Raw genomic sequence first — 20,398 nt, forward strand, 5'->3', positions numbered from 1 at the left:
CGGGTTCTCAGCCGCCGTACGCCCCCGAAGCCGTCAGGCGCAGCGCCGTGTCGATCAGCGGCACATGGCTGAACGCCTGCGGGAAGTTGCCCACCTGACGCTTGAGCCGCGGGTCCCACTCCTCGGCCAGCAGCCCCAGATCGTTACGCAGCGCCAGCAGCTTCTCGAAGAGTTTCCGGGCCTCGTCCACCCGGCCGATCATCGCGAGGTCGTCCGCCAGCCAGAACGAGCAGGCCAGGAACGCGCCTTCGTCGCCCTCCAGGCCGTCCACGCCCGCGTCCTCGCCCGAGGTCGGGTAGCGCAGGACGAAGCCGTCCTCCGTGGACAGCTCGCGCTGGATCGCCTCGATGGTGCCGATGACGCGCTTGTCGTCCGGCGGCAGGAAGCCCATCTGCGGGATCAGCAGGAGCGAGGCGTCCAGCTCCTTGGAGCCGTACGACTGTGTGAAGGTGTTGCGTTCCTTGTCGTAACCCTTCTCACACACGTCGTGGTGGATGTCGTCGCGCATCTCGCGCCAGCGCTCCAGCGGACCGTCCGCGTCGCCGGACTCGATCAGCTTGATCGTCCGGTCGACCGCGACCCATGCCATCACCTTCGAGTGCACGAAGTGGCGGCGCGGCCCGCGTACCTCCCAGATGCCCTCGTCCGGCTGGTCCCAGTGGCGCTCCAGATACTCGATCAGCTTGAGCTGGAGCAGCGAGGCGTAGTCGTTGCGCGCCAGGCCCGTCATATGCGCCAGGTGCAGGGCCTCGGTGACCTCGCCGTACACATCGAGCTGGAGCTGGTGCGCCGCGCCGTTGCCGACCCGGACGGGGCCCGACTGCTCGTATCCCGGCAGCCAGTCCAGCTCCGCCTCGCCCAGCTCACGCTCGCCCGCGATCCCGTACATGATCTGAAGGTTCTCGGGGTCTCCCGCGACGGCCCGCAGCAGCCATTCGCGCCACGCGCGGGCCTCCTCGCGGTAGCCGGTGCGCAGCAGCGAGGACAGGGTGATGGCGGCGTCGCGCAGCCAGGTGTAGCGGTAGTCCCAGTTCCGTACGCCCCCGATCTCCTCGGGCAGCGATGTCGTGGGCGCGGCGACGATGCCGCCGGTCGGCGCGTACGTCAGGGCCTTGAGCGTGATCAGCGAGCGGACGACCGCCTCGCGGTAGGGGCCGTGGTACGTACAGTGCTCGACCCACTCCCGCCAGAAGTCCGACGTCAGCGTCAGCGATCCCTCGGGGTCCGGCAGCGCGGGCGGCTGCCGGTGCGAGGGCTGCCAACTGATCGTGAAGGCGACGCGGTCGCCGGGCGCCACGGTGAAGTCGGAGTACGTCGTCAGGTTCTTGCCGTACGTGTCCGCCTCCGTGTCCAGCCAGATCGAGTCCGGTCCGGCGACGGCGACGGTGCGGTTGTCGACCTGGTGCACCCAGGGCACCACCCGGCCGTAGCTGAAACGCATCCGCAGCGCGGAGCGCATCGGCACCCGGCCGCTTACGCCTTCCACGATCCGGATGAGCTGCGGCGCGCCGTCACGCGGGGGCATGAAATCGGTCACTCTGACCGTGCCGCGCGGCGTGTCCCACTCCGATTCCAGGATCAGGGAGTCGCCCACATAGCGGCGCCGGTCGGCCCGCGGGGGTTCGGCTCCCGCCGGGGAGGCCGGTCCGAGCCGCCAGAAACCGTGTTCGTCGGTCCCCAGCAGCGCCGCGAACACGGCGTGCGAATCGAAGCGGGGCAGGCACAGCCAGTCGACTGTGCCGTCCCGGCAGACCAGGGCAGCGGTCTGCATGTCTCCGATGAGTGCGTAATCCTCGATGCGCCCGGCCACGTGCATCTCCAGTCGAACGGCCACGTTCGCCCCTCGGGGCGCTTACTGCGGTCAAGGGTCGTTGACGAGCTCTTTTTCCGGGAACACGGGCGGGGGTGGTGCCGTTTGCCGGCCGGACTCGGCAGCGAATGTCCGAGCAGGATACGACGCACCTCGGGGATCCGCGCAGGTGTCCAAGCAACATGACTGAGCCGAACGAGTTGCCCAAGGGTGACACAGCCCCGGCCGTCGCACCTCCGATGACGTGCGGTAACGGGGCGACGACTGAGCGCCGACGAACCGGCGGCGCTGAGGTGATCATGTGGTGACCGTGTGCTGATCAAGGGGGTTCGCGAGGTGATCAATCTGTGATCTTGGACCGGGTCCCGACCGGGGCTGGACCAGGTGTAGACGCGTACGACGGTGTGGCCGGAAATCGACCCCGACATATCCCCGCCAATCCCTCCCGCCCCGAGTCCGCCCCGAGTCCGCCCCGAGTCGGCCCCGAGTCCGTCCCGCGTGTGCCCCGGGCCCGCCCCGCCGCCCTTCACGGGGGTCCGACGGGTGGACGACGGGAACGTCCGGCTGCCGTCGCTGATACCCTGGTGGCCCGTGGACGGATGGCCCCCCAGCGCTTATCGGGGGCCCCGAACCGCAGCGACGGCACCCCCTGAAGATCCTCCGGTCTCACCGGTGATCCACCGGACAGGGGCGCCGGTACGCACCTCAGACCGCGACCACGGGAGCCCCCTCTTGGCCATGCCGAACCGATCCTCGACTTCCTCGACGACCAAGCACATTTTCGTCACCGGGGGCGTCGCTTCCTCCCTCGGCAAGGGCCTGACCGCCTCCAGCCTGGGGGCCCTCCTCAAGGCGCGGGGCCTGCGGGTCACCATGCAGAAGCTCGACCCGTATCTGAACGTCGACCCCGGCACGATGAACCCCTTCCAGCACGGTGAGGTGTTCGTCACCAACGACGGCGCCGAGACCGACCTGGACATCGGGCACTACGAGCGCTTCCTTGACGTCGACCTCGACGGCTCGGCCAACGTCACCACCGGCCAGGTCTACTCGACGGTCATCGCCAAGGAGCGGCGCGGCGAATACCTCGGCGACACCGTCCAGGTCATCCCGCACATCACCAACGAGATCAAGCACCGCATCCGGCGCATGGCGACGGACGACGTCGACGTCGTCATCACGGAGGTCGGCGGCACGGTCGGCGACATCGAGTCGCAGCCCTTCCTGGAGACCGTCCGCCAGGTCCGCCACGAGGTGGGCCGCGACAACGTCTTCGTCGTGCACATCTCGCTCCTGCCGTACATCGGCCCCTCCGGCGAGCTGAAGACCAAGCCCACCCAGCACTCCGTCGCCGCGCTGCGCAGCATCGGTATCCAGCCGGACGCGATCGTGCTGCGCGCCGACCGCGAGGTGCCGCTCTCCATCAAGCGCAAGATCTCGCTGATGTGCGACGTGGACGAGGCGGCCGTGGTCGCGGCGATCGACGCGAAGTCCATCTACGACATTCCGAAGGTGCTGCACACGGAGGGGCTGGACGCATACGTCGTACGGAAGCTGGACCTGCCGTTCCGCGACGTCGACTGGAGCGTCTGGGACGACCTGCTGGACCGGGTCCACAACCCCGACCACGAGGTGACCGTCGCGCTCGTCGGCAAGTACATCGACCTGCCCGACGCGTATCTGTCGGTGACGGAGGCGCTGCGGGCCGGCGGCTTCGCCAACAAGGCGCGGGTCAAGGTCAAGTGGGTCACCTCCGACGACTGCAAGACGCCCGCGGGCGCGGCACGGCAGCTCGGGGACGTCGACGGCATCCTGATCCCCGGCGGATTCGGCGAGCGCGGCGTCACCGGCAAGGTCGGGGCGATCCAGTACGCACGCGAACAGAAGATCCCATTGCTGGGCATCTGCCTCGGTCTCCAGTGCATCATCATCGAGGCCGCGCGCAACCTCCTGGACAACCCGGACGCCAACTCCACGGAGTTCGACGCCGCGACGGCGCACCCGGTGATCTCCACGATGGAGGAACAGCTCGCCTATGTAGAAGGCGCCGGCGACCTCGGCGGCACGATGCGTCTGGGCCTGTACCCGGCGAAGCTCGCGGACGGCTCGATCGTGCGGGGCGTCTACGACGACCAGCCGTACGTGGAGGAGCGCCACCGCCACCGCTACGAGGTCAACAACGCGTACCGCGCGGAGCTGGAGAAGAAGGCGGGCCTCGTCTTCTCGGGCACGTCGCCCGACAACAAGCTCGTCGAGTACGTGGAGTACCCGCGCACGGCGCACCCCTACCTGGTCGCCACCCAGGCGCACCCGGAGCTGCGGTCGCGTCCCACCCGGCCGCACCCGCTGTTCGCGGGGCTGGTCAAGGCCGCGGTGGAGCGTCAGCAGGGGGCGTAGCCCTTGGCGCCCAGACGATAACGTTGACCGAGGTACGGCTCTCCCGGGCACCGGGATCCGTACCTCGGTTTCCGCTGGTGTGGGCGTGCGTGGAGGTAGATTTCGATGGCGATCAAGGACACCCCCGAGGAGTGGCGGATCACAGCCACCGCGACGCCGTTCCGGGGCAACAAGACCAGCGTCCGTACGGACGACGTGGTCATGCCCGACGGCTCGGTGGCGCGCCGCGACTACCAGGTCCATCCGGGCTCGGTCGCGATCCTCGCCCTGGACGAGGCGGGCCGGGTGCTGGTCCTGCGCCAGTACCGGCACCCCGTACGCCACAAGCTCTGGGAGATCCCGGCCGGCCTGCTCGACATCCCCGGCGAGAACCCGCTGCACGCGGCGGAGCGGGAGCTTTACGAGGAGGCGCACGTCAAGGCGGCGGACTGGCGGGTGCTGACGGACGTCTACACGACGCCGGGCGGCTGCGACGAGTCCGTACGGATCTTCCTGGCGCGCGAGCTGTCGGAGGCGGAGGGCGAGCGCTTCGACGTCTCCGAGGAGGAGGCGGACATGGAGCAGGCGCGGGTGCCGCTGGCGGAGCTGGTACGGGGGGTGCTGGCGGGCGATCTGCACAACAACGCGCTTGTCGTGGGCGTGCTGTCGCTGACCGCCGCACTGGCGGGGGACGGGGTGGACGCGCTGCGTCCGGCGGACGCGGAGTGGCCGGCGCGGCCGTTCGAGGCGTAAGCGTTCGGACGTGTGTCTCATAGGACGAACTGCTGATCCGATTGGGGGATTTGTCGCCGCGCCCCGCGTGGTTGGTCGCACAGCGTGAACTACGCTCGAATCACCCGTGCGGACACCCGCCGGGCTCGACTCGTGCGCACCCCGCCGAACGGGCAGGGGAAGGAGCGTGGCCGTGACGGACCAGGCGGTGGACTTGGACGGCGGATCCTCAACTCCCCCCGAAACGGCGCCACCTGACACCAAGTCAGCCAAGCCGCCGCGCCGCCGGAGCGCGCGTACGCGGGCGGCGTCCGACGACCCGTCAGCGCCGCCCACCGGGCGCGAGACGCAGCCCGACCCCCCGGCTCCGGCGGTGCCGGCCGCCGTCCCCAAGAAGCCACCACGCGCCACGGGCACACGCCGGGTCCCGCCCCGCGCGGCCGGCACTCCGGCTCCGTCCGAGCCGGACGCCGCGGACGTCGCTGCCGCGCGCGCGTCGGAGTCCGGTTCTCCGGCTCCGGCCCAATCCGCTCGGCGCGGCGGTTCGGGAGCGCAGGCAGGCCCGCCGATCACCGTCGGCGAGGCGCCTGTGGCCCCGCCGACCGCCTCGAGCCGGGCCACGGCGCCCCCGGACGCCCCCGGCGGGGCGAGCGCCAGGCGCGGGAAGACTCCGGCCGAACGCCTGTCGGCTCCGGCGACGCCGGAGGTCACTGCGGACGAGACGCCCGCCGGCCGGGCGCCGGCGCCCGGTCGTGCGGACGCCGGTGCCGGTCCGCGTGGTCAAGTCGACGCTCGGGGTGAGACGTCGAGTCTGCTCAGCGCTGCCGAAGCGGTCGCGGGCCCGCCCATCACCGCCGACGAGACGCCCGCCGGCCGGGCGTCGGCGCCCGGCGGTCTGGACGCCGGTGCCGGTCCGCGCGGCCGGGGCGGCGGTCGGGGCAAGGCGTCGAGTCCGCGCGGCGGTGCCGATGCTCATGTCGCCCCGCCAACCAGTACCGGCGCCGGGCCTGATGTCGCCGATGGGGCGCCCTCCGGGCCTCTGCCGGCCGGGTCGGCGCAGGGCGGCCGCGCGTCGGCTCCGGCCGCGTCCCGCGTCGCCGGCCGTTCTGTCGGTTCCAGGGGCGGGAAGTCCACTGCGTCGGCCACCGGTGAGGCGGTTGGTCACCACGTGGCGGGTGCTGGGTCGGCAGCCACCGACCCCGTGCCGGTGGCCGGCTCGTCGGCTCCTCCGGTCGCGCCGGAGGTCACTGACGATGCGCGCGGCGGTGCCGATGCTCATGTCGCCCCGCCAACCAGTACCGGCGCCGCGCCTGATGTCGCCGATGGGGCGCCCTCCGGGCCGCTGCCGGCCGGGTCGGCTCCGGCCGTGCCCCGCGTCGCCGGCCGTTCTGTCGGCTCCGGGGGCGGGAAGTCCGCCGTGCACGTCGGCACGTCGGCCACCGGCCCTGTGCCGGTGGCGGCAGCCGGCTCGTGGGCTCCTCCGGTCCCGCCGGGGGGCACCGACGATCCGCTCGGCGGCACCGGAACAGTCGCGGGACCGCCCGTCACCGCTGACGGTCCGCGCGGCGTGGGGGATGCCCACGCCAGCCCCGTCTCCGAGCCTGTCCCCACGGCCGGCGGGGCGGCGCGGGAGCCCGGTCCACGAGAGCGCGCCGCAGGGCGTGTCGCCCCGTCAACCAGCATGCGCACCGCGCCCGACGTCGCCGGCGCGCCCGCGCGGACCGGTGGTTCCGGCGGGGTGGCGACCGACCAGCGCCGGGGTGACGCGTACGGGGGCGCCCCGGCCACCCCCGCCCCCGGGTTCTTCGGGCGGCAGCGGGAGTTGAAGGCTCTGCACGGGGACATCGAGCGGGCCGGGCTCAACACCATCGCCGGGCGACGGGCCGCCCATACGCGGGTGCTGCTCGTCGCCGGGCAGCGCGGGTCCGGGCGGACCGCGCTGGCGCGGGAGTTGGCGCGGCAGGTGGGGAGGCGGTATCCGGACGGGGTGCTGCACATCCGGCTCACCGAGCCGAGCGGTGAGCCCGTCCCCGTCGAGCGCACCGCGCGCGACCTCCTCGGCGAGTTCGACATCCCCGTGCCGCCCGGCGCCGGAGAGGACGAGCTGTCCGAGATGGTGCGCGAGGCGCTGGCCGTACGCCGTGTGCTGCTGCTCCTGGACGACGCCCACGACGCCGAGCAGGTCGACCTCCTGCTCCCCGAGAACCCGGACTGCCTCGTCGTCGCCGTCGCGCGCGGCCCGCTCACCGGCATCCCGGACATCCGCCCCTGCACCATCGGCGGTCTGGACGCCAAGGCCGCAATCGAACTCCTCGGCACCTTTACCGGATCCGTACGGATCACCGTCGACCCGCAGGCCGCCGAGTCCCTGGCGGAGGAGTGCGGCGGTCAGCCCGCCGCGCTCGCCGTCGTCGGCGGCTGGCTCGCCACCCACCCCATGCTCGCGGTCGCCGACGTCGCCAAGCGGCTGCGCTCCGTCCCCGAGGACCCCGAACAACCGCAGGGCGCCCGCCCGTTGGCGCGTGCCTTCCGGTTCGTGTACGAGGGGCTGCCGCCCTCCACCGCGGCCCTGCTGCGGCTGCTCTCACTGGCTCCCGCCGGATTCGCCGACGCCCACACCGCGTCCGCGCTCGCCGGCTGCTCCGTCTCCGCCGCGAGGGCCGCGCTGGACGACCTCGCCGCGCTGAACCTGCTGCGGCCGGCGGGGGAGCAGTTCGAGATCCCCGGCTCCCTCGCCCCACTGATGCGCGCGCTGATGGAGGCGTACGACCGCCCCGGCGAGGTGCAGCTCGCCAGGGCCCGGATGCTGGAGCGGACCGTACGGCTCCTCCAGTCCTGCCGCGCCGTCACCGAGCCCGAGGGCTCCCCGGCCCGCAAGAAGCTCGCCGCGCTGCCCCGCGCCGTGCGTTTCACCACCGCACGGGCCGCCGCCGACTGGCTGTCGTCCCGCAGGCCCGCCCTGCTGGCGTCCGCCCGCCTCGCGGTGGCCGACGGCGAGCTGGACACCCTCGCCCGCAGGCTCGTCTCCGCCCTCGTGCGGGCGCTCGCCGCGCACCAGGGCACGGACGCGGCGGCGCCGGACCTGTACGGGCTGCACCAGCTCGTCCTCGGCGTCGCCGAGCGCCACGGGCTGCACCGCGAGGAGGCCGCCGCGCTGCTCAACATCGGCGATCTGGACGCCCGGACGGGCCGTACGTACGACGCGCTGGCCCGCTACCGGTCCGCCCTGGACGCCGGAAGGGCCGCGAACGACCACTACGCCACCGGCCGCGCGATGGAATCCGTAGGCGGCGCCTACCAGGAACTCCAGGACTGGCACCGGGCCGCCGACTGGTACGGCCGCGCCCTCGCGCAGCGGCTCAGCCGCGGCGAGCGGGCCGACGAGGCGCGGCTGTACGGACGGCTCGGCACCGTCCACACCTACGCGGGCCGCTACGGCGAGGCGCTGCGCCAGTGGCGGGCCGCGGCGGCGGGCTACCGCAGGCTCCAGGACCTCACCGGCCAGGCCCGCGCGCTCAGTGAGGCGGCCAGGGTCCAGGAGTACGCGGGCCGTCCCGACGAGTCGCTGCACACCTGCCAGGAGGCCGTGGAGCTGGCCAGACTGGCCGGCGACAGCCGTCTCCAGGCCGCACTGGAGCTGCGGCTCGCGGACACGCTGGACCGCCTCGGCGACCCGACGGCGGCCCGATTGCACCGCAACGCCTCCGATCGATTGCTCGGAACCGGTACCTCCACCTACGAAATCCGTAGCACCTCGGCTGAAGGTTGATGCTTTGCAAGGCTAGACAGCGGGAAGTCCTTCATTAGACTGGCTCTACCGTAACCGGCAACGATGCCTTCCGATGCGCCCTCGGCGTATGGGTTTGGGGGGCATTGCCCGAGTAACCCTGAGCCAAGGACCGTGATCATCGTGCTCGTCGGCATCCCCCGCGAGGTCAAGAACAACGAGTTCCGGGTGGCCATCACCCCCGCCGGAGTGCACGAGCTCGTGCGCCACGGTCACCAGGTCGTCATCGAGCGCGACGCCGGCGCCGGCTCCTCGATCACGGACGCCGAGTTCACCGCCGCCGGCGCCCGGATACTGCCCACCGCGGACGAGGTCTGGGCCACCGCCGACCTCGTACTGAAGGTCAAGGAGCCCATCGCCGAGGAGTACCACCGCCTCCGCAAGGACCAGACCCTCTTCACGTATCTGCATCTCGCCGCCTCCCGCGAGTGCACCGACGCGCTGCTGAAGTCCCGCACCACCGCCATCGCCTACGAGACGGTCGAGACCGCGAACCGGCGGCTGCCGCTGCTCGCCCCGATGTCCGAGGTGGCCGGCCGGCTGGCCCCGCAGGTCGGCGCGTACCACCTGATGCGCTCGGTCGGCGGCCGTGGTGTGCTCCCCGGTGGCGTCCCCGGTACGGCTCCGGGCCGCGCCGTCGTCATCGGCGGCGGTGTCTCGGGCTGGAACGCCACGCAGATCGCCGTCGGCATGGGCTTCCATGTGACGCTGCTCGACCGGGACATCGACAAGCTGCGCGAGGCCGACAAAATCTTCGGAACCAAGGTGCAGACCGTCGTCTCCAACACGTACGAACTGGAGCGCGCGGTCGTCGACGCCGACCTTGTCATCGGCGCCGTTCTCATCCCCGGCGCGAAGGCGCCGAAACTGGTCACCAACGCGCTCGTCGCCAAGATGAAGCCCGGAAGTGTACTTGTCGACATTGCAATCGATCAGGGTGGTTGCTTCGAGGATTCGCACCCCACCACCCACGCCGAGCCGATCTTCCGGATCCATGACTCGGTGTTCTACTGCGTCGCCAACATGCCGGGCGCCGTACCCAACACCTCCACCTACGCGCTGACCAACGCCACGCTTCCCTACATCGTGGCGCTGGCCAACCTCGGCTGGACCGAGGCGCTGCGCCGCGACCCGGCGCTCGCCATGGGCCTCAACACCCATGACGGGCAGGTCACTTACGGTCCCGTGGCCGAGGCGCACGGTCTCGCGTACACCGAACTGGCCGCCGTTCTGGCCTGACCCGTCAACGGTGTCCGTCAACCTCGCGCCACCGGCCGGATCTTGCTCGGCAAGGTCCGGCCGGCTGTGTGTCCCGCCACTTCCCGGCCTTCGTTCAACTCGCCTCGAACGTAACCCTTTAACCCTTTCGCACCCGTGTGAAACGCGTCGACGGAGGGCTGCGCGCCCTTGACACAAGGGTGTTCGGTTGCCGACACATCGGGCTGGGTCCGGCGGATTGTGTTGCTGCGGAGCGGTGACACGCCATAGAGTCGCCAACCGTCGGCATGGTGCCACGCTGACCTATCGATAAGTTTCCTGGTCACGTCCAAGGAGGTAAGACGACTTGTGAATGAGTCGACATTTACTCCCGGGGGTGGTCAACCAGGAATGCCTGCGCTGGGCCACCGGAGCCCGTCGTCCGGGCTAGAGGCCGTCGGCTCCGTCGCTGTCCGCACCTTCACCACCCATCAGCACACGACGACAGCCCACCAGACGATGGACGGCCAACACGTGAACGCCATGGCCGGCAACGAGAGTGGCCGAGAGACCACCCACTTCGCCGACTTCGACGAAGTGCCCCAGGGGCACTTCTACGACCCTGACGCCGAGTACGAGCCCGACCCCGAGTACGCGGCCACCCTCGCACCCGACGCCGCACGCCAGCGCCGCGAGCGAATCGGCCCGACCGGGCGTCCCCTGCCGTACTTCCCGATCCCCGGCCCGGTCACCGACCACGGCCCCGCGAAGATCATCGCGATGTGCAACCAGAAGGGCGGCGTCGGCAAGACCACGTCGACCATCAACCTGGGCGCCGCACTCGCGGAGTACGGCCGGCGCGTGCTGCTCGTCGACTTCGACCCGCAGGGTGCCCTGTCCGTCGGTCTCGGCGTCAACCCGATGGAGCTCGACCTCACGGTCTACAACCTGCTCATGGAGCGGGGCATGTCGGCCGACGAGGTGCTTCTGAAGACGGCCGTGCCCAACATGGACCTGCTCCCGAGCAACATCGATCTCTCGGCCGCCGAAGTGCAGTTGGTGAGCGAGGTCGCCCGCGAGTCCACGCTCCAGCGCGCGCTCAAGCCGCTGATGCAGGACTACGACTACATCGTGATCGACTGCCAGCCCTCGCTCGGTCTGCTGACCGTGAACGCGCTGACCGCCGCGCACAAGGTGATCGTCCCGCTGGAGTGCGAGTTCTTCGCGCTGCGCGGTGTGGCCCTGCTCACCGAGACCATCGAGAAGGTCCAGGAACGGCTCAACCCGGATCTGGAGCTGGACGGCATCCTCGCCACGATGTACGACTCCCGCACGGTGCACAGCCGCGAGGTCCTGGCGCGGGTCGTCGAGGCGTTTGACGATCACGTGTACCACACGGTGATCGGCCGGACCGTGCGCTTCCCGGAGACCACGGTCGCCGGTGAGCCCATCACCACCTACGCCTCCAACTCCGTCGGCGCCGCCGCCTACCGCCAGCTCGCCAGGGAGGTGCTCGCCCGGTGTCACGCCGAGTGAGTCTGCCGGGGGCCGACGAGCTGTTCCGTACGACCGGGGGCATGGCGCTCCAGGCTTCCTCACCGGGGGACCGGCGGCGTACCGCGAACGGTGAACCGCGGGTCCCGGCACCGGCCGGGGAGAGCGACCAGGGCGCCGAACAGCCGGGGGCCGCGCAGGCCGCGGCACCGGCACCGGCCCAGGAGCACTCGGCGACCGACGCGGACTCGTCGGCCACGTCCCGCAGCCGCGCCCCCGAGCAGGAACAGCGGCGCAGGCCGCAGGGCGCGCAGGACGGCGGCAACGGCTCCGGTACGCCCACCGTCGGCCAGCAGGGCGGGCCGCAGGGCGGTCAGCGCCGCCGAGGGGGCCGCGGGGCCAACCGCCGCCCCAGCGGGCGCGAACGGCACGACGAGAAGATCACGGTCTATGTCTCGGCCGAGGAGCTGATGGACCTGGAGCACGCGCGTCTGGTGCTGCGCGGCGAGCACGGACTGGCCGTGGACCGGGGGCGGATCGTCCGCGAGGCGGTCGCCGTGGTCCTCGCCGACCTGGAGTCGCGCGGCGACGCGAGCATCCTCGTCCGGCGCCTGCGCGGGCGCTGAAGGTAGCCTCGGCGGGTTGCCCCCCGTCCCCTCCGCCGCCAGGACCGCCATGCCGCCGACCGACGACTCTCCAGCCCGCTCGCCCCGCCGTGCGCTGGGGCGCGGGCCGGGGGCGGCCGGTGCGGCGGCGGAGCCGGTGGTGGCGCGGGCCGTGGAGGTCGCGGAGGCCGTCGAGCCCGTCGCACCTGTCGAGCCTGTCGCTCCCGAGCCGGCGGTCGTACGCGTACCGGAGCCCGCCGTGGAGCCGGAGCCCGCCGTGGAGCCGGAGACCGTGCCCGTACCGGAGCCCGTACCCGTACGCGACGCGGACACCGAACCCGAGCCCGACGACGGGCGGTTCACCGTACGGCTCGCGAACTTCGAGGGGCCGTTCGACCTGCTTCTGCAACTGATCTCGAAGCACAAGATGGACGTCACCGAGGTCGCCCTGTCCAAGGTCACCGACGAGTTCATGGTGCACATCCGCGCCATGGGCCCCGACTGGGACCTCGACCAGACCACCGAGTTCCTGGTCGTCGCCGCGACGCTCCTCGATCTCAAGGCCGCCCGCCTGCTGCCGTCCGCCGAGGTGGAGGACGAGGGCGATCTGGCGCTGCTGGAGGCCAGGGACCTGCTCTTCGCGCGGCTGCTCCAGTACCGCGCGTACAAACGGATCGCCGAGATCTTCAGCGCCCGGCTGGACTCCGAGTCGCGGCGCTACCCCCGTACCGTCGGCCTCGAGCCGCACCACGCCGCGCTGCTCCCCGAGGTCGTCATCAGCATCGGCGCCGAGGGGTTCGCCGCGCTCGCGGTCAAGGCGATGCAGCCCAAGCCCAAGCCACAGGTGTACATCGACCACATCCACGCGCCGCTCGTCTCCGTCCAGGAGCAGGCGGGGATCGTCGTGGCGCTGCTGCGGGCGGCCGGCGAGGTGAGTTTCGCGACACTCGCCGAGGACGCCCCGGACACGCTCACCGTCGTGGCGCGCTTCCTCGCCCTGCTGGAGCTGTACCGGGAGAAGGCCGTCGCCCTGGACCAGGACGAGGCCCTTGGCCCGCTCATGGTGCGCTGGACGGGCGGGGACGACGACGAGGCGCCACGGGTGACGGACGAGTTCGACCGCCCGCCCGATCCCGTGCCGGACGACCCCAAGGCCGTAACAGCAGACACGAGCGAGGAGAAGGCGTGAGCGAGCACCGTACGGTCGCCGACCTCGAACTCAAGCCCGCCCTGGAGGCGGTCCTGATGGTCGTGGACGAGCCCGCGACCGAGGATCACCTGGCCAAGGTCCTCGACCGGCCGCGGCGGGCCGTCGCCGACGCGCTGCGCGAGCTGGCCGACGACTACACCGTGCAGCGGCGCGGATTCGAGCTGCGCCTGGTCGCGGGCGGCTGGCGTTTCTACTCGCGGCCCGAGTACGCCCAGGCCGTCGAGGGCTTCGTACTCGACGGTCAGCAGGCCCGGCTCACCCAGGCCGCGCTGGAGACCCTGGCGGTCGTCGCCTACCGCCAGCCGGTCAGCCGGTCGCGGGTCTCGGCCGTACGCGGAGTGAACTGTGACGGGGTCATGCGGACCCTCCTCCAGCGCGGTCTGGTCGAGGAGGCGGGAGCGGAACCCGAAACAGGTGCGATCCTGTACAGGACGACGAACTATTTCCTGGAGCGGATGGGCCTGCGCGGTCTGGACGAGCTTCCGGAACTCGCGCCCTTCCTTCCGGAGGCGGACGCGATCGAGGCCGACACCCTGGAAGGCGTTCCGTCGTTCGATCCGGACGCACCGTACGCCCCGGAAACTCACGCAGACGACAAGACGGACATTTGATGCGAAGCAACGGCAGGAACAGCGGAAGCGGCAGCGGCAGCGGGAATCGGAGCGGCGGCGGCCGGGGAGCCGCCGGCGGCAAGCCCCAGTCGCGGGCCGGTGGCGGTCGCGGCGGCAACGGGGCGAGCGCCGGGGGCCGGGGGAGCGGCGGCGGTGCCGGGGCGCGGGACGACAAGCAGCCGAAGCGTGAGAGCAAGCCCCGTCCCGAGGAGCGCCGTTACGACGTCGGGCGCTCCGGTGGTCCCGGCGGCGGCCAGGGCGGCGGTCAGGGTGGCCCCGGCGGTCCCGCCGGGGGCAGCGGCCGGGGCGCCTCGGCGCGCGGCGGTGCCAAGGGCCGTCCCAAGGCCCCGAGCGCGGCGGCCCAGCGCCGGATCCAGGGCAAGCCCGCCCGTCCGCGCGAGCTGGACGCCAAGATCGAGCAGCGCAACCGCGACCGGTACGCGGGCAAGCCGGAGATCAAGACCCCCAGGACCAATCCGGGCGCCGAGCAGGAGGGCGAGCGGCTCCAGAAGATCCTGGCGCGTGCGGGCATGGGTTCGCGCCGGGCCTGCGAGGAGCTGATCGAGCAGTCCCGTGTCGAGGTCAACGGCGAGATCGTCGTCGAGCAGGGCATGCGCGTCGACCCGCACCGGGACGAGATCAAGGTCGACGGGCTGACCGTCGCCACGCAGTCGCATCTCTTCTTCGCGCTGAACAAGCCGGCCGGTGTCGTCTCCACGATGGGCGACCCGGACGGCAGGCAGAATCTCGGCGACTACGTCACCAACCGCGAGACGCGTCTGTTCCACGTCGGCCGGCTGGACACCGAGACCGAGGGCATCATCCTGCTCACCAACCACGGTGAGCTGGCCCACCGTCTCACGCACCCCCGGTACGGCGTGAAGAAGACGTATCTCGCCGCGATCCAGGGCCCGTTGCCGCGCGATCTGGGCAAACGCCTCAAGGACGGCATCCAGTTGGAGGACGGCTACGCGCGCGCCGACCACTTCCGCGTCGTGGAGAACACCGGGAAGAACTATCTGGTCGAGGTCACCCTCCACGAGGGCCGTAAGCACATCGTGCGCCGCATGCTCTCCGAGGCGGGCTTCCCCGTCGAGCGCCTGGTCCGCACGTCGTTCGGCCCGATCCCGCTGGGCGACCAGAAGTCCGGCTGGCTGCGCCGACTCACGAACACGGAGGTCGGCATGCTGATGAAGGAAGTCGGTCTGTAGCGGCACCGGTTCCACCCAGTACCGGTGCCACCTCGTACCGGTGCCACCCCGTACCGAGCGAAGAGAGCCCGTGGCCTTCAGGCCGCGGGCTTTTCTGCTTGTGGCGCCCGCCACTTCACCTTTATAGTCAACTTGACTATTAAGGAGGCGGGTGTGAGTCTCGCGGATATCCTCGACCCTTTGCAGCAGCCGCTCGTGACCGTTCTCGACACCCCGGTGAGCTGGACCGAAGTGCTCGGCTTCGGCAGCGGAGCGCTCTGCGTCTGGCTCGTCGCCCGCCAGCACCTCGCCAACTGGCCGATAGGGATCGCCAACAACCTGTTCTTCATCCTGCTGTTCACCCAGGCCGGCCTGTACGCCGACGCCGGGTTGCAGATCGTCTTCATCGCCCTCGCCACGTACGGCTGGTGGACCTGGACCCACGGGGGTGGACCGGACTCCGCGTATCTCCCGGTACGGCGCACCTCGCGCACCGAGTGGGGCTGGCTGCTCGCGGCGGGGACGGTGGGAACCGTGGGTCTCACGCTCCTCCTGGACCACCAGACCTCGTCGACGGTGCCGTTCTGGGACGCCGTCACCACCGCGCTGTCGCTGATGGCGACCTACGGGCAGTGCCGGAAGCGTCTCGAGTCGTGGTGGCTGTGGATCGCGGCCGACATCGTCTACATCCCGCTCTACGCGCACAAGGACCTCTATCTGACGTCGATCCTGTACGTCGGCTTCATGACCCTGTGCGTCATCGGACTGCGCAACTGGTCGCGCGACCTTCAACGGCGCCCGGCCGGTGGGCCGTTGGAGGTCACCGCATGAGCGCGACGTACGAACACGGCCTGGTCCTCGGCAAGTTCTACCCGCCGCACGCGGGCCACCACCACCTCGTACGGACCGCCCGGGAGCGCTGCGCACGGCTCACGGTCCTCGTCTGCGCCGCCTCGGTCGAGTCGGTCCCGCTCGCCGACCGCGTCGCCTGGATGCGCGAGGTCCATCCGGACGTCCGGGTCGTCGGCGCCGTGGACGACACCCGCATGGACGTGCACGACCCGGCGATCTGGGACGCGCACATGGCGGTCTTCCGCGCGGCCGTCCCCGAGCCCGTGGACGCCGTCTTCACCTCGGAGTCGTACGGGGACGAACTCGCCCGCCGCTTCGGCGCCGCGTCCGTCGCCGTCGACCCGGACCGCACGCGCCACCCGGTCTCGGGGACCGCCGTCCGCAAGGACCCCGTCGGCTGCTGGGACTTCCTCGCGCCGCCCGTACGGGCCGCGCTCACCCGCCGCGTCGTGGTGCTCGGCGCCGAGTCCACCGGCACCACGACGCTGGCGCGGGCCCTCACCGAGCACTACCGGGCGCGCGGCGGTGTGTGGGCCCGTACGCGCTACGTCGCCGAGTACGGACGGGAGTTCAGCGAGCACAAGCTCGCCGCCCTGCGCGAGCGGTGGCCCGGCGCGCAGTGGGAGGACGTCGAATTCACCACCGAGGACTTCCCGTTGATCGCCGGGCGGCAGAACGAGAGGGAGGCGCGGGCGGCCCGCGCCGGCTCGCCCGTCCTCTTCTGCGACACCGACTCCTTCGCCACCACCGTCTGGCACGAGCGGTACGTGGGCGGACGCAACCCGCTCGTCGAGGAGATCGCCGACCGGGTGCCGCACCATCTCTGGCTGCTCACCGGCCACGAAGGCGTCGCCTTCGAGGACGACGGACTGCGCGACGGCGAGGAGCTGCGGCCCTGGATGACGGGCCGGTTCCGGGCCGAACTGACCCGTACGGGACGCACGTTCGTCGCGCTCGACGGGCCGCGCGAGCAGCGGCTCGCCGACGCGGTCACCGCCGTGGACGCCCTGCTGGACCAGGGCTGGAACTTCGCCGCACCCCTGCCGGAGAACAGATGACACCCCATCAGCCGACGCGACATGCCCGTGTTCCCGAGAACTACGACCCCGCCGACTTCGTGCCGTTCGCCGTCACCGTCGACCTCGCCGTCTTCACGGTCCGCCAAGGCGTCCTGCACGTCCTGCTCATCGAGCGGGGCGAGGAGCCGTATCTGGGCCACTGGGCGCTGCCCGGCGGCTTCGTACGGCCCCGGGAGTCCGCCGGACAGGCCGCGCGGCGTGAACTCGCCGAGGAGACCGGCCTGTCGCCGGACACCGTCGCCGGACTGCGGCCCGAGCAACTGCGCACCTACAGCGACCCGGACCGCGACCCCCGGATGCGGGTCGTGTCCGTCGCGTACACCGCGCTCGTGCCCGACCTCCCCGAGCCGCGCGGCGGCGGCGACGCCGCGCAGGCCCGCTGGACGCGCTGGAGCGGCTACGACACCGACGAACTCGGCCAACTCGCCTTCGACCACGGCCGGATCCTCGCCGACGGCCGGCGCCGTATCGGAGCCAAGCTCGAATACACCTGCCTCGCCACGGAGTTCTGCCCGCCCGAATTCACCCTCGGCGAGCTTCAGCAGGTGTACGAGACGGTCTGGGGCGTGGCGCTCGACCGGCCCAACTTCCGACGCAAGGTGCTGACTTCACCCGGCTTCGTGGAACCGGTGGCGGGCCCGCCGCGCCGCACCGGCGGCCGGGGCAAACCGGCCGCCCTCTACCGCGCCGGCACCGCCACCGCACTCCACCCACCGCTGCTTCGACCGGAAGGACGGACCACCACCTCATGACCTCCTCGGACACCGCGCCTAAGAGCGCTGCTGCCAAGAGGGCCGCCGCCAAGGGCGCGGCCACCGGCGCCCTGACCGGGCTCGCGCTCGGCGACGCCCTCGGCTTCCCCACCGAGTTCAACGACGTGCCCTCGATCCTCGCCAAGTTCGGCCCATGGCGCGAGATGCCTTTGATCGAGCCCGCGATCGTCAGCGACGACACCCAGATGACCCTCGCGCTCGGCCGCGGCCTGCGCACCGCCATGGACGCGGGCCCGCTCGGACCGGCGCGCCTCACCCGCCCGGTGCGCGAGGAGTTCGTGGACTGGTTCCACGACCCGCAGAACAACCGGGCCCCCGGCAATACCTGTCTGACGGCCTGTCAGCTCCTCGACAGCGACCGCCCCTGGCAGCGGGCGAGCCAGATCGGCTCCAAAGGCTGCGGCGCCAACATGCGGGTCGCCCCGATCGGACTCGCACCCGGCCTGAGCGCCGAACAGCGCTCCGGCGCCGCGCAGTTGCAGTCCGCGCTCACCCACGGCCACCCCACCGCGCTGGCCGCCTCCGACCTCACGGCCCACGCGGTGTATCTGCTGGCGCAGGGGACCGAACCGCTGGGCCTGGTCGGTCTGCTGCGCAGTTACGCGTACGACAACCGCTCCCGCTACGACGAGGCGTGGCTCGGCGACCTGTGGACCCACAGCCAGGACCCGACCCCCGAACACTTCGCCGCGCGGGGCTGGGACGAGTGCCTGGCCGTGCTCGAACGGCTCCAGCAGGCCCTGCGCGCACCGTCGCCCGAGACCGACCCGTGCCTGGCCACCGGCGACGGCTGGATCGCCGAGGAGGCGTTCGCCACCGGACTGCTCTGCTTCCTGCTCTTTCCCCAGGAGCCGGTCACGGCGCTGCGCCGGGCCGCCTGCACCAAGGGCGACTCGGACTCGATCGCCTGTCTGACGGGCGCGTTCGCGGGCGCGCACCTCGGGGCGGACGCCTGGCCGAAGGAGTGGGCGGACCGGATCGAGTACCGCGAGGAGCTGCTGGAACTCGGAGCACTCTGGGACGCTTGATCCATGCGCCTGGATGACGAACACGCCACTGACGGCGGCCCCTTCGGCCACACCCCCGCCCCCGACGACTCACCGGCCGAGCACGTGCGGCGCCTGCTGCGCGCCGGGCTGCCGGTGACCGACCTCGGCCCGGCCCTCGCCGAGGAGCCGGATCCACTGCTGTTCGCCACCGTCTCCGGCGCCCACCTCTACGGATTCCCCTCCGCGGACTCGGACGTCGACCTGCGCGGCGCCCACCTGCTGCCGGTGCCCGAACTCATAGGACTGCACGAGCCGGACGAGACCCGGTCGCGGATGTGGGACAGCGACGGTGTGGAGATGGACCTGGTCAGCCATGACCTGCGCAAGTTCGTCCGCATGATGATGCGGCGCAACGGCTACGTACTGGAACAACTGCACTCGCCGCTGGTCGTGCACTCGACGGAGGCGCACCGCGAACTGCTGTCGCTCGCGCCCGGCGTGCTCACCGGCCACCACGCCCACCACTACCGGGGGTTCGCCGCAACCCAGTGGCGGCTGTTCGAGAAGACCGGTGAACTCAAGCCGCTGCTCTACACGTTCAGGGCGCTGCTCACCGGTGTCCATCTGATGCGCAGCGGCGAGGTGCAGGCCCATCTGCCCACACTGCTCGCCGAGGTGAGCGCGCCCGACTATCTGCCGGAGCTGATCGAGGCGAAGGCCGAGGCCGAACACGGCGCGGCGACCGGCCTCGCCCCGACCCGCCTCCAGAGCGACGTGGACGCGCTCCACGACGTCCTGGCCCAGGCCAGGGACCGGACCCGGCTACCGGACTCCCCGGCCGGTTACGAGGCCCTGCACGACCTGGTCGTCCGTACCCGTCTGGAGCGCTGACGCGCGCAGCGCCGACGCCCGTCGCGCGCGGATCACGAAGTCCTCGACCCGCGCGCGGTCGGGCTCGGCGGGCAGCGCGGACCCGGCGAGCGCGGCGTCCGCCTCCTCACCGAGCCGGTTCATCCGCCGCTCCACCTCCGGCCACGGGACCTCACCGCGCCTGACCGCGAGCAGCGGCTCGCGCTGCTCACCCGCGTCGATGACCAGTCGCCCCGTACGCAGCAGATCGCGGCAGCAGCCGAGCAGCCGCAGCAGATGCATGGCGTGCTTCCAGCGGGGCGCGCCGTGCTGCCGGATGTCCGTCTCAAGCTTCTTGCGCTGGCCGATCGCGTAGCGCACGAAGGTCTCGTGGGCCTGCCGGGAGAGGAACGCCTCGCGCAGGGCGGTCAGTTCGCGGCCCGTGTCGTCCACATGCTCGACCAGCGGCGAGTGCAGACACTCGAGCACGTTGGGGTTGCTGCGCAGCGCGAGCAGACAGAACCGCTCCAGCTCCCAGGAGAACTGCTCGTCGGCCGGCCCGTCGACATGCGTGGGGGGCTTCTCGAAGCCCCAGTACAGCGGCGTCGGCGCCAGGAACACCCCCCGGCGGTCGGTGTCACTGTCCTCGGTCGCGAGACCGAAGGCGCGTGAACCCATCACGCACGCGTAGACGGTGTGGTCGCGTACCAGGTCCTCGGGTGTCATGCGGGTAGAGATTACGGTCCCCGGGACACCGCGCGACGGCGGCCCCGGGGACACCTCGCGCGGCCCGCCGTCTCGCGCAACGGTCGCCCCGTCCGTACCCCCGCCCATGTGTCTAACC

The 20,398-nt window shown here is 71.6% G+C and carries 16 protein-coding genes; 14 read left to right on the forward strand and 2 right to left on the reverse strand.

Features of this window, described 5'->3' with window-relative positions; genetic code table 11:
• Positions 1-7: 7 nt before the first annotated feature.
• Positions 8-1,816, reverse strand: coding sequence for a glycoside hydrolase family 15 protein (locus OG329_RS34030; protein WP_405802167.1), 1,809 nt, complete (start codon positions 1,814-1,816; stop codon positions 8-10).
• 732 nt (positions 1,817-2,548) lie between these two features.
• On the opposite strand from OG329_RS34030, the gene OG329_RS34035 reads away from it, so the two are divergent.
• The 14 genes from OG329_RS34035 (at position 2,549) to OG329_RS34100 (ending at position 19,596) form a co-directional block, all read left to right on the forward strand.
• Complete coding sequence (locus OG329_RS34035; protein WP_405800331.1) at positions 2,549-4,207, forward strand: CTP synthase; 1,659 nt, start codon at positions 2,549-2,551, stop codon at positions 4,205-4,207.
• 105 nt (positions 4,208-4,312) lie between these two features.
• Entirely contained in the window at positions 4,313-4,939 is a 627-nt protein-coding gene (locus OG329_RS34040; RefSeq protein ID WP_405800333.1) for an NUDIX domain-containing protein, read from the forward strand.
• A gap of 1,660 nt (positions 4,940-6,599) precedes the next feature.
• The gene (locus OG329_RS34045) at positions 6,600-8,687 is read left to right on the forward strand and encodes a tetratricopeptide repeat protein (protein ID WP_405800334.1); all 2,088 of its coding nucleotides are present in this window, start codon (positions 6,600-6,602) and stop codon (positions 8,685-8,687) included.
• Positions 8,688-8,828: 141 nt separating this feature from the next.
• Entirely contained in the window at positions 8,829-9,944 is a 1,116-nt protein-coding gene (gene ald / locus OG329_RS34050) for an alanine dehydrogenase (RefSeq protein ID WP_405802169.1), read from the forward strand.
• Positions 9,945-10,313: 369 nt separating this feature from the next.
• On the forward strand, positions 10,314-11,438 hold the full coding sequence (locus OG329_RS34055) for a ParA family protein (RefSeq protein WP_405800336.1): 1,125 nt from the start codon (positions 10,314-10,316) through the stop codon (positions 11,436-11,438).
• Positions 11,435-12,022 carry a hypothetical protein gene (locus tag OG329_RS34060; RefSeq protein WP_405802170.1) on the forward strand — a complete coding sequence of 196 codons (588 nt, stop codon included), beginning with the start codon at positions 11,435-11,437 and terminating at the stop codon, positions 12,020-12,022. Before OG329_RS34055 ends, OG329_RS34060 begins: the two co-directional genes overlap by 4 nt.
• 49 nt (positions 12,023-12,071) lie before the next feature.
• Positions 12,072-13,190 (forward strand): segregation and condensation protein A, encoded by a 1,119-nt coding sequence (locus tag OG329_RS34065; RefSeq protein ID WP_405802172.1) that lies wholly within the window; start codon positions 12,072-12,074, stop codon positions 13,188-13,190.
• 56 nt (positions 13,191-13,246) lie between these two features.
• Positions 13,247-13,822, forward strand: coding sequence for an SMC-Scp complex subunit ScpB (scpB, locus tag OG329_RS34070; RefSeq protein WP_405802174.1), 576 nt, complete (start codon positions 13,247-13,249; stop codon positions 13,820-13,822).
• Positions 13,822-15,033: a pseudouridine synthase gene (locus OG329_RS34075; RefSeq protein WP_405800338.1), complete on the forward strand. Its 1,212-nt coding sequence runs from the start codon at positions 13,822-13,824 to the stop codon at positions 15,031-15,033. Before scpB ends, OG329_RS34075 begins: the two co-directional genes overlap by 1 nt.
• Positions 15,034-15,186: 153 nt before the next feature.
• On the forward strand, positions 15,187-15,843 hold the full coding sequence (pnuC, locus tag OG329_RS34080) for a nicotinamide riboside transporter PnuC (RefSeq protein WP_405800340.1): 657 nt from the start codon (positions 15,187-15,189) through the stop codon (positions 15,841-15,843).
• A complete protein-coding gene (locus OG329_RS34085) occupies positions 15,840-16,922 on the forward strand; it encodes an AAA family ATPase (protein ID WP_405800341.1) in 1,083 nt (360 codons plus the stop codon). The genes pnuC and OG329_RS34085 overlap by 4 nt, the downstream gene beginning before the upstream one ends.
• Positions 16,919-17,695 carry an NUDIX hydrolase gene (locus OG329_RS34090; protein WP_405800343.1) on the forward strand — a complete coding sequence of 259 codons (777 nt, stop codon included), beginning with the start codon at positions 16,919-16,921 and terminating at the stop codon, positions 17,693-17,695. Before OG329_RS34085 ends, OG329_RS34090 begins: the two co-directional genes overlap by 4 nt.
• Positions 17,692-18,744 (forward strand): ADP-ribosylglycohydrolase family protein, encoded by a 1,053-nt coding sequence (locus OG329_RS34095; RefSeq protein ID WP_405800345.1) that lies wholly within the window; start codon positions 17,692-17,694, stop codon positions 18,742-18,744. The genes OG329_RS34090 and OG329_RS34095 overlap by 4 nt, the downstream gene beginning before the upstream one ends.
• A 3-nt stretch (positions 18,745-18,747) precedes the next feature.
• On the forward strand, positions 18,748-19,596 hold the full coding sequence (locus OG329_RS34100; protein WP_405800347.1) for a DNA polymerase beta superfamily protein: 849 nt from the start codon (positions 18,748-18,750) through the stop codon (positions 19,594-19,596).
• Here OG329_RS34100 and OG329_RS34105 read toward each other — a convergent pair.
• Positions 19,528-20,280, reverse strand: coding sequence for a DNA polymerase beta superfamily protein (locus OG329_RS34105; protein WP_405800348.1), 753 nt, complete (start codon positions 20,278-20,280; stop codon positions 19,528-19,530). The two genes, OG329_RS34100 and OG329_RS34105, sit on opposite strands and share 69 nt — an antisense overlap.
• Positions 20,281-20,398 lie beyond the last annotated feature (118 nt).

Origin of the sequence: Streptomyces sp. NBC_01506 (assembly GCF_045040295.1) — a bacterium.
In the GTDB taxonomy this organism is placed as follows: domain Bacteria; phylum Actinomycetota; class Actinomycetes; order Streptomycetales; family Streptomycetaceae; genus Streptomyces.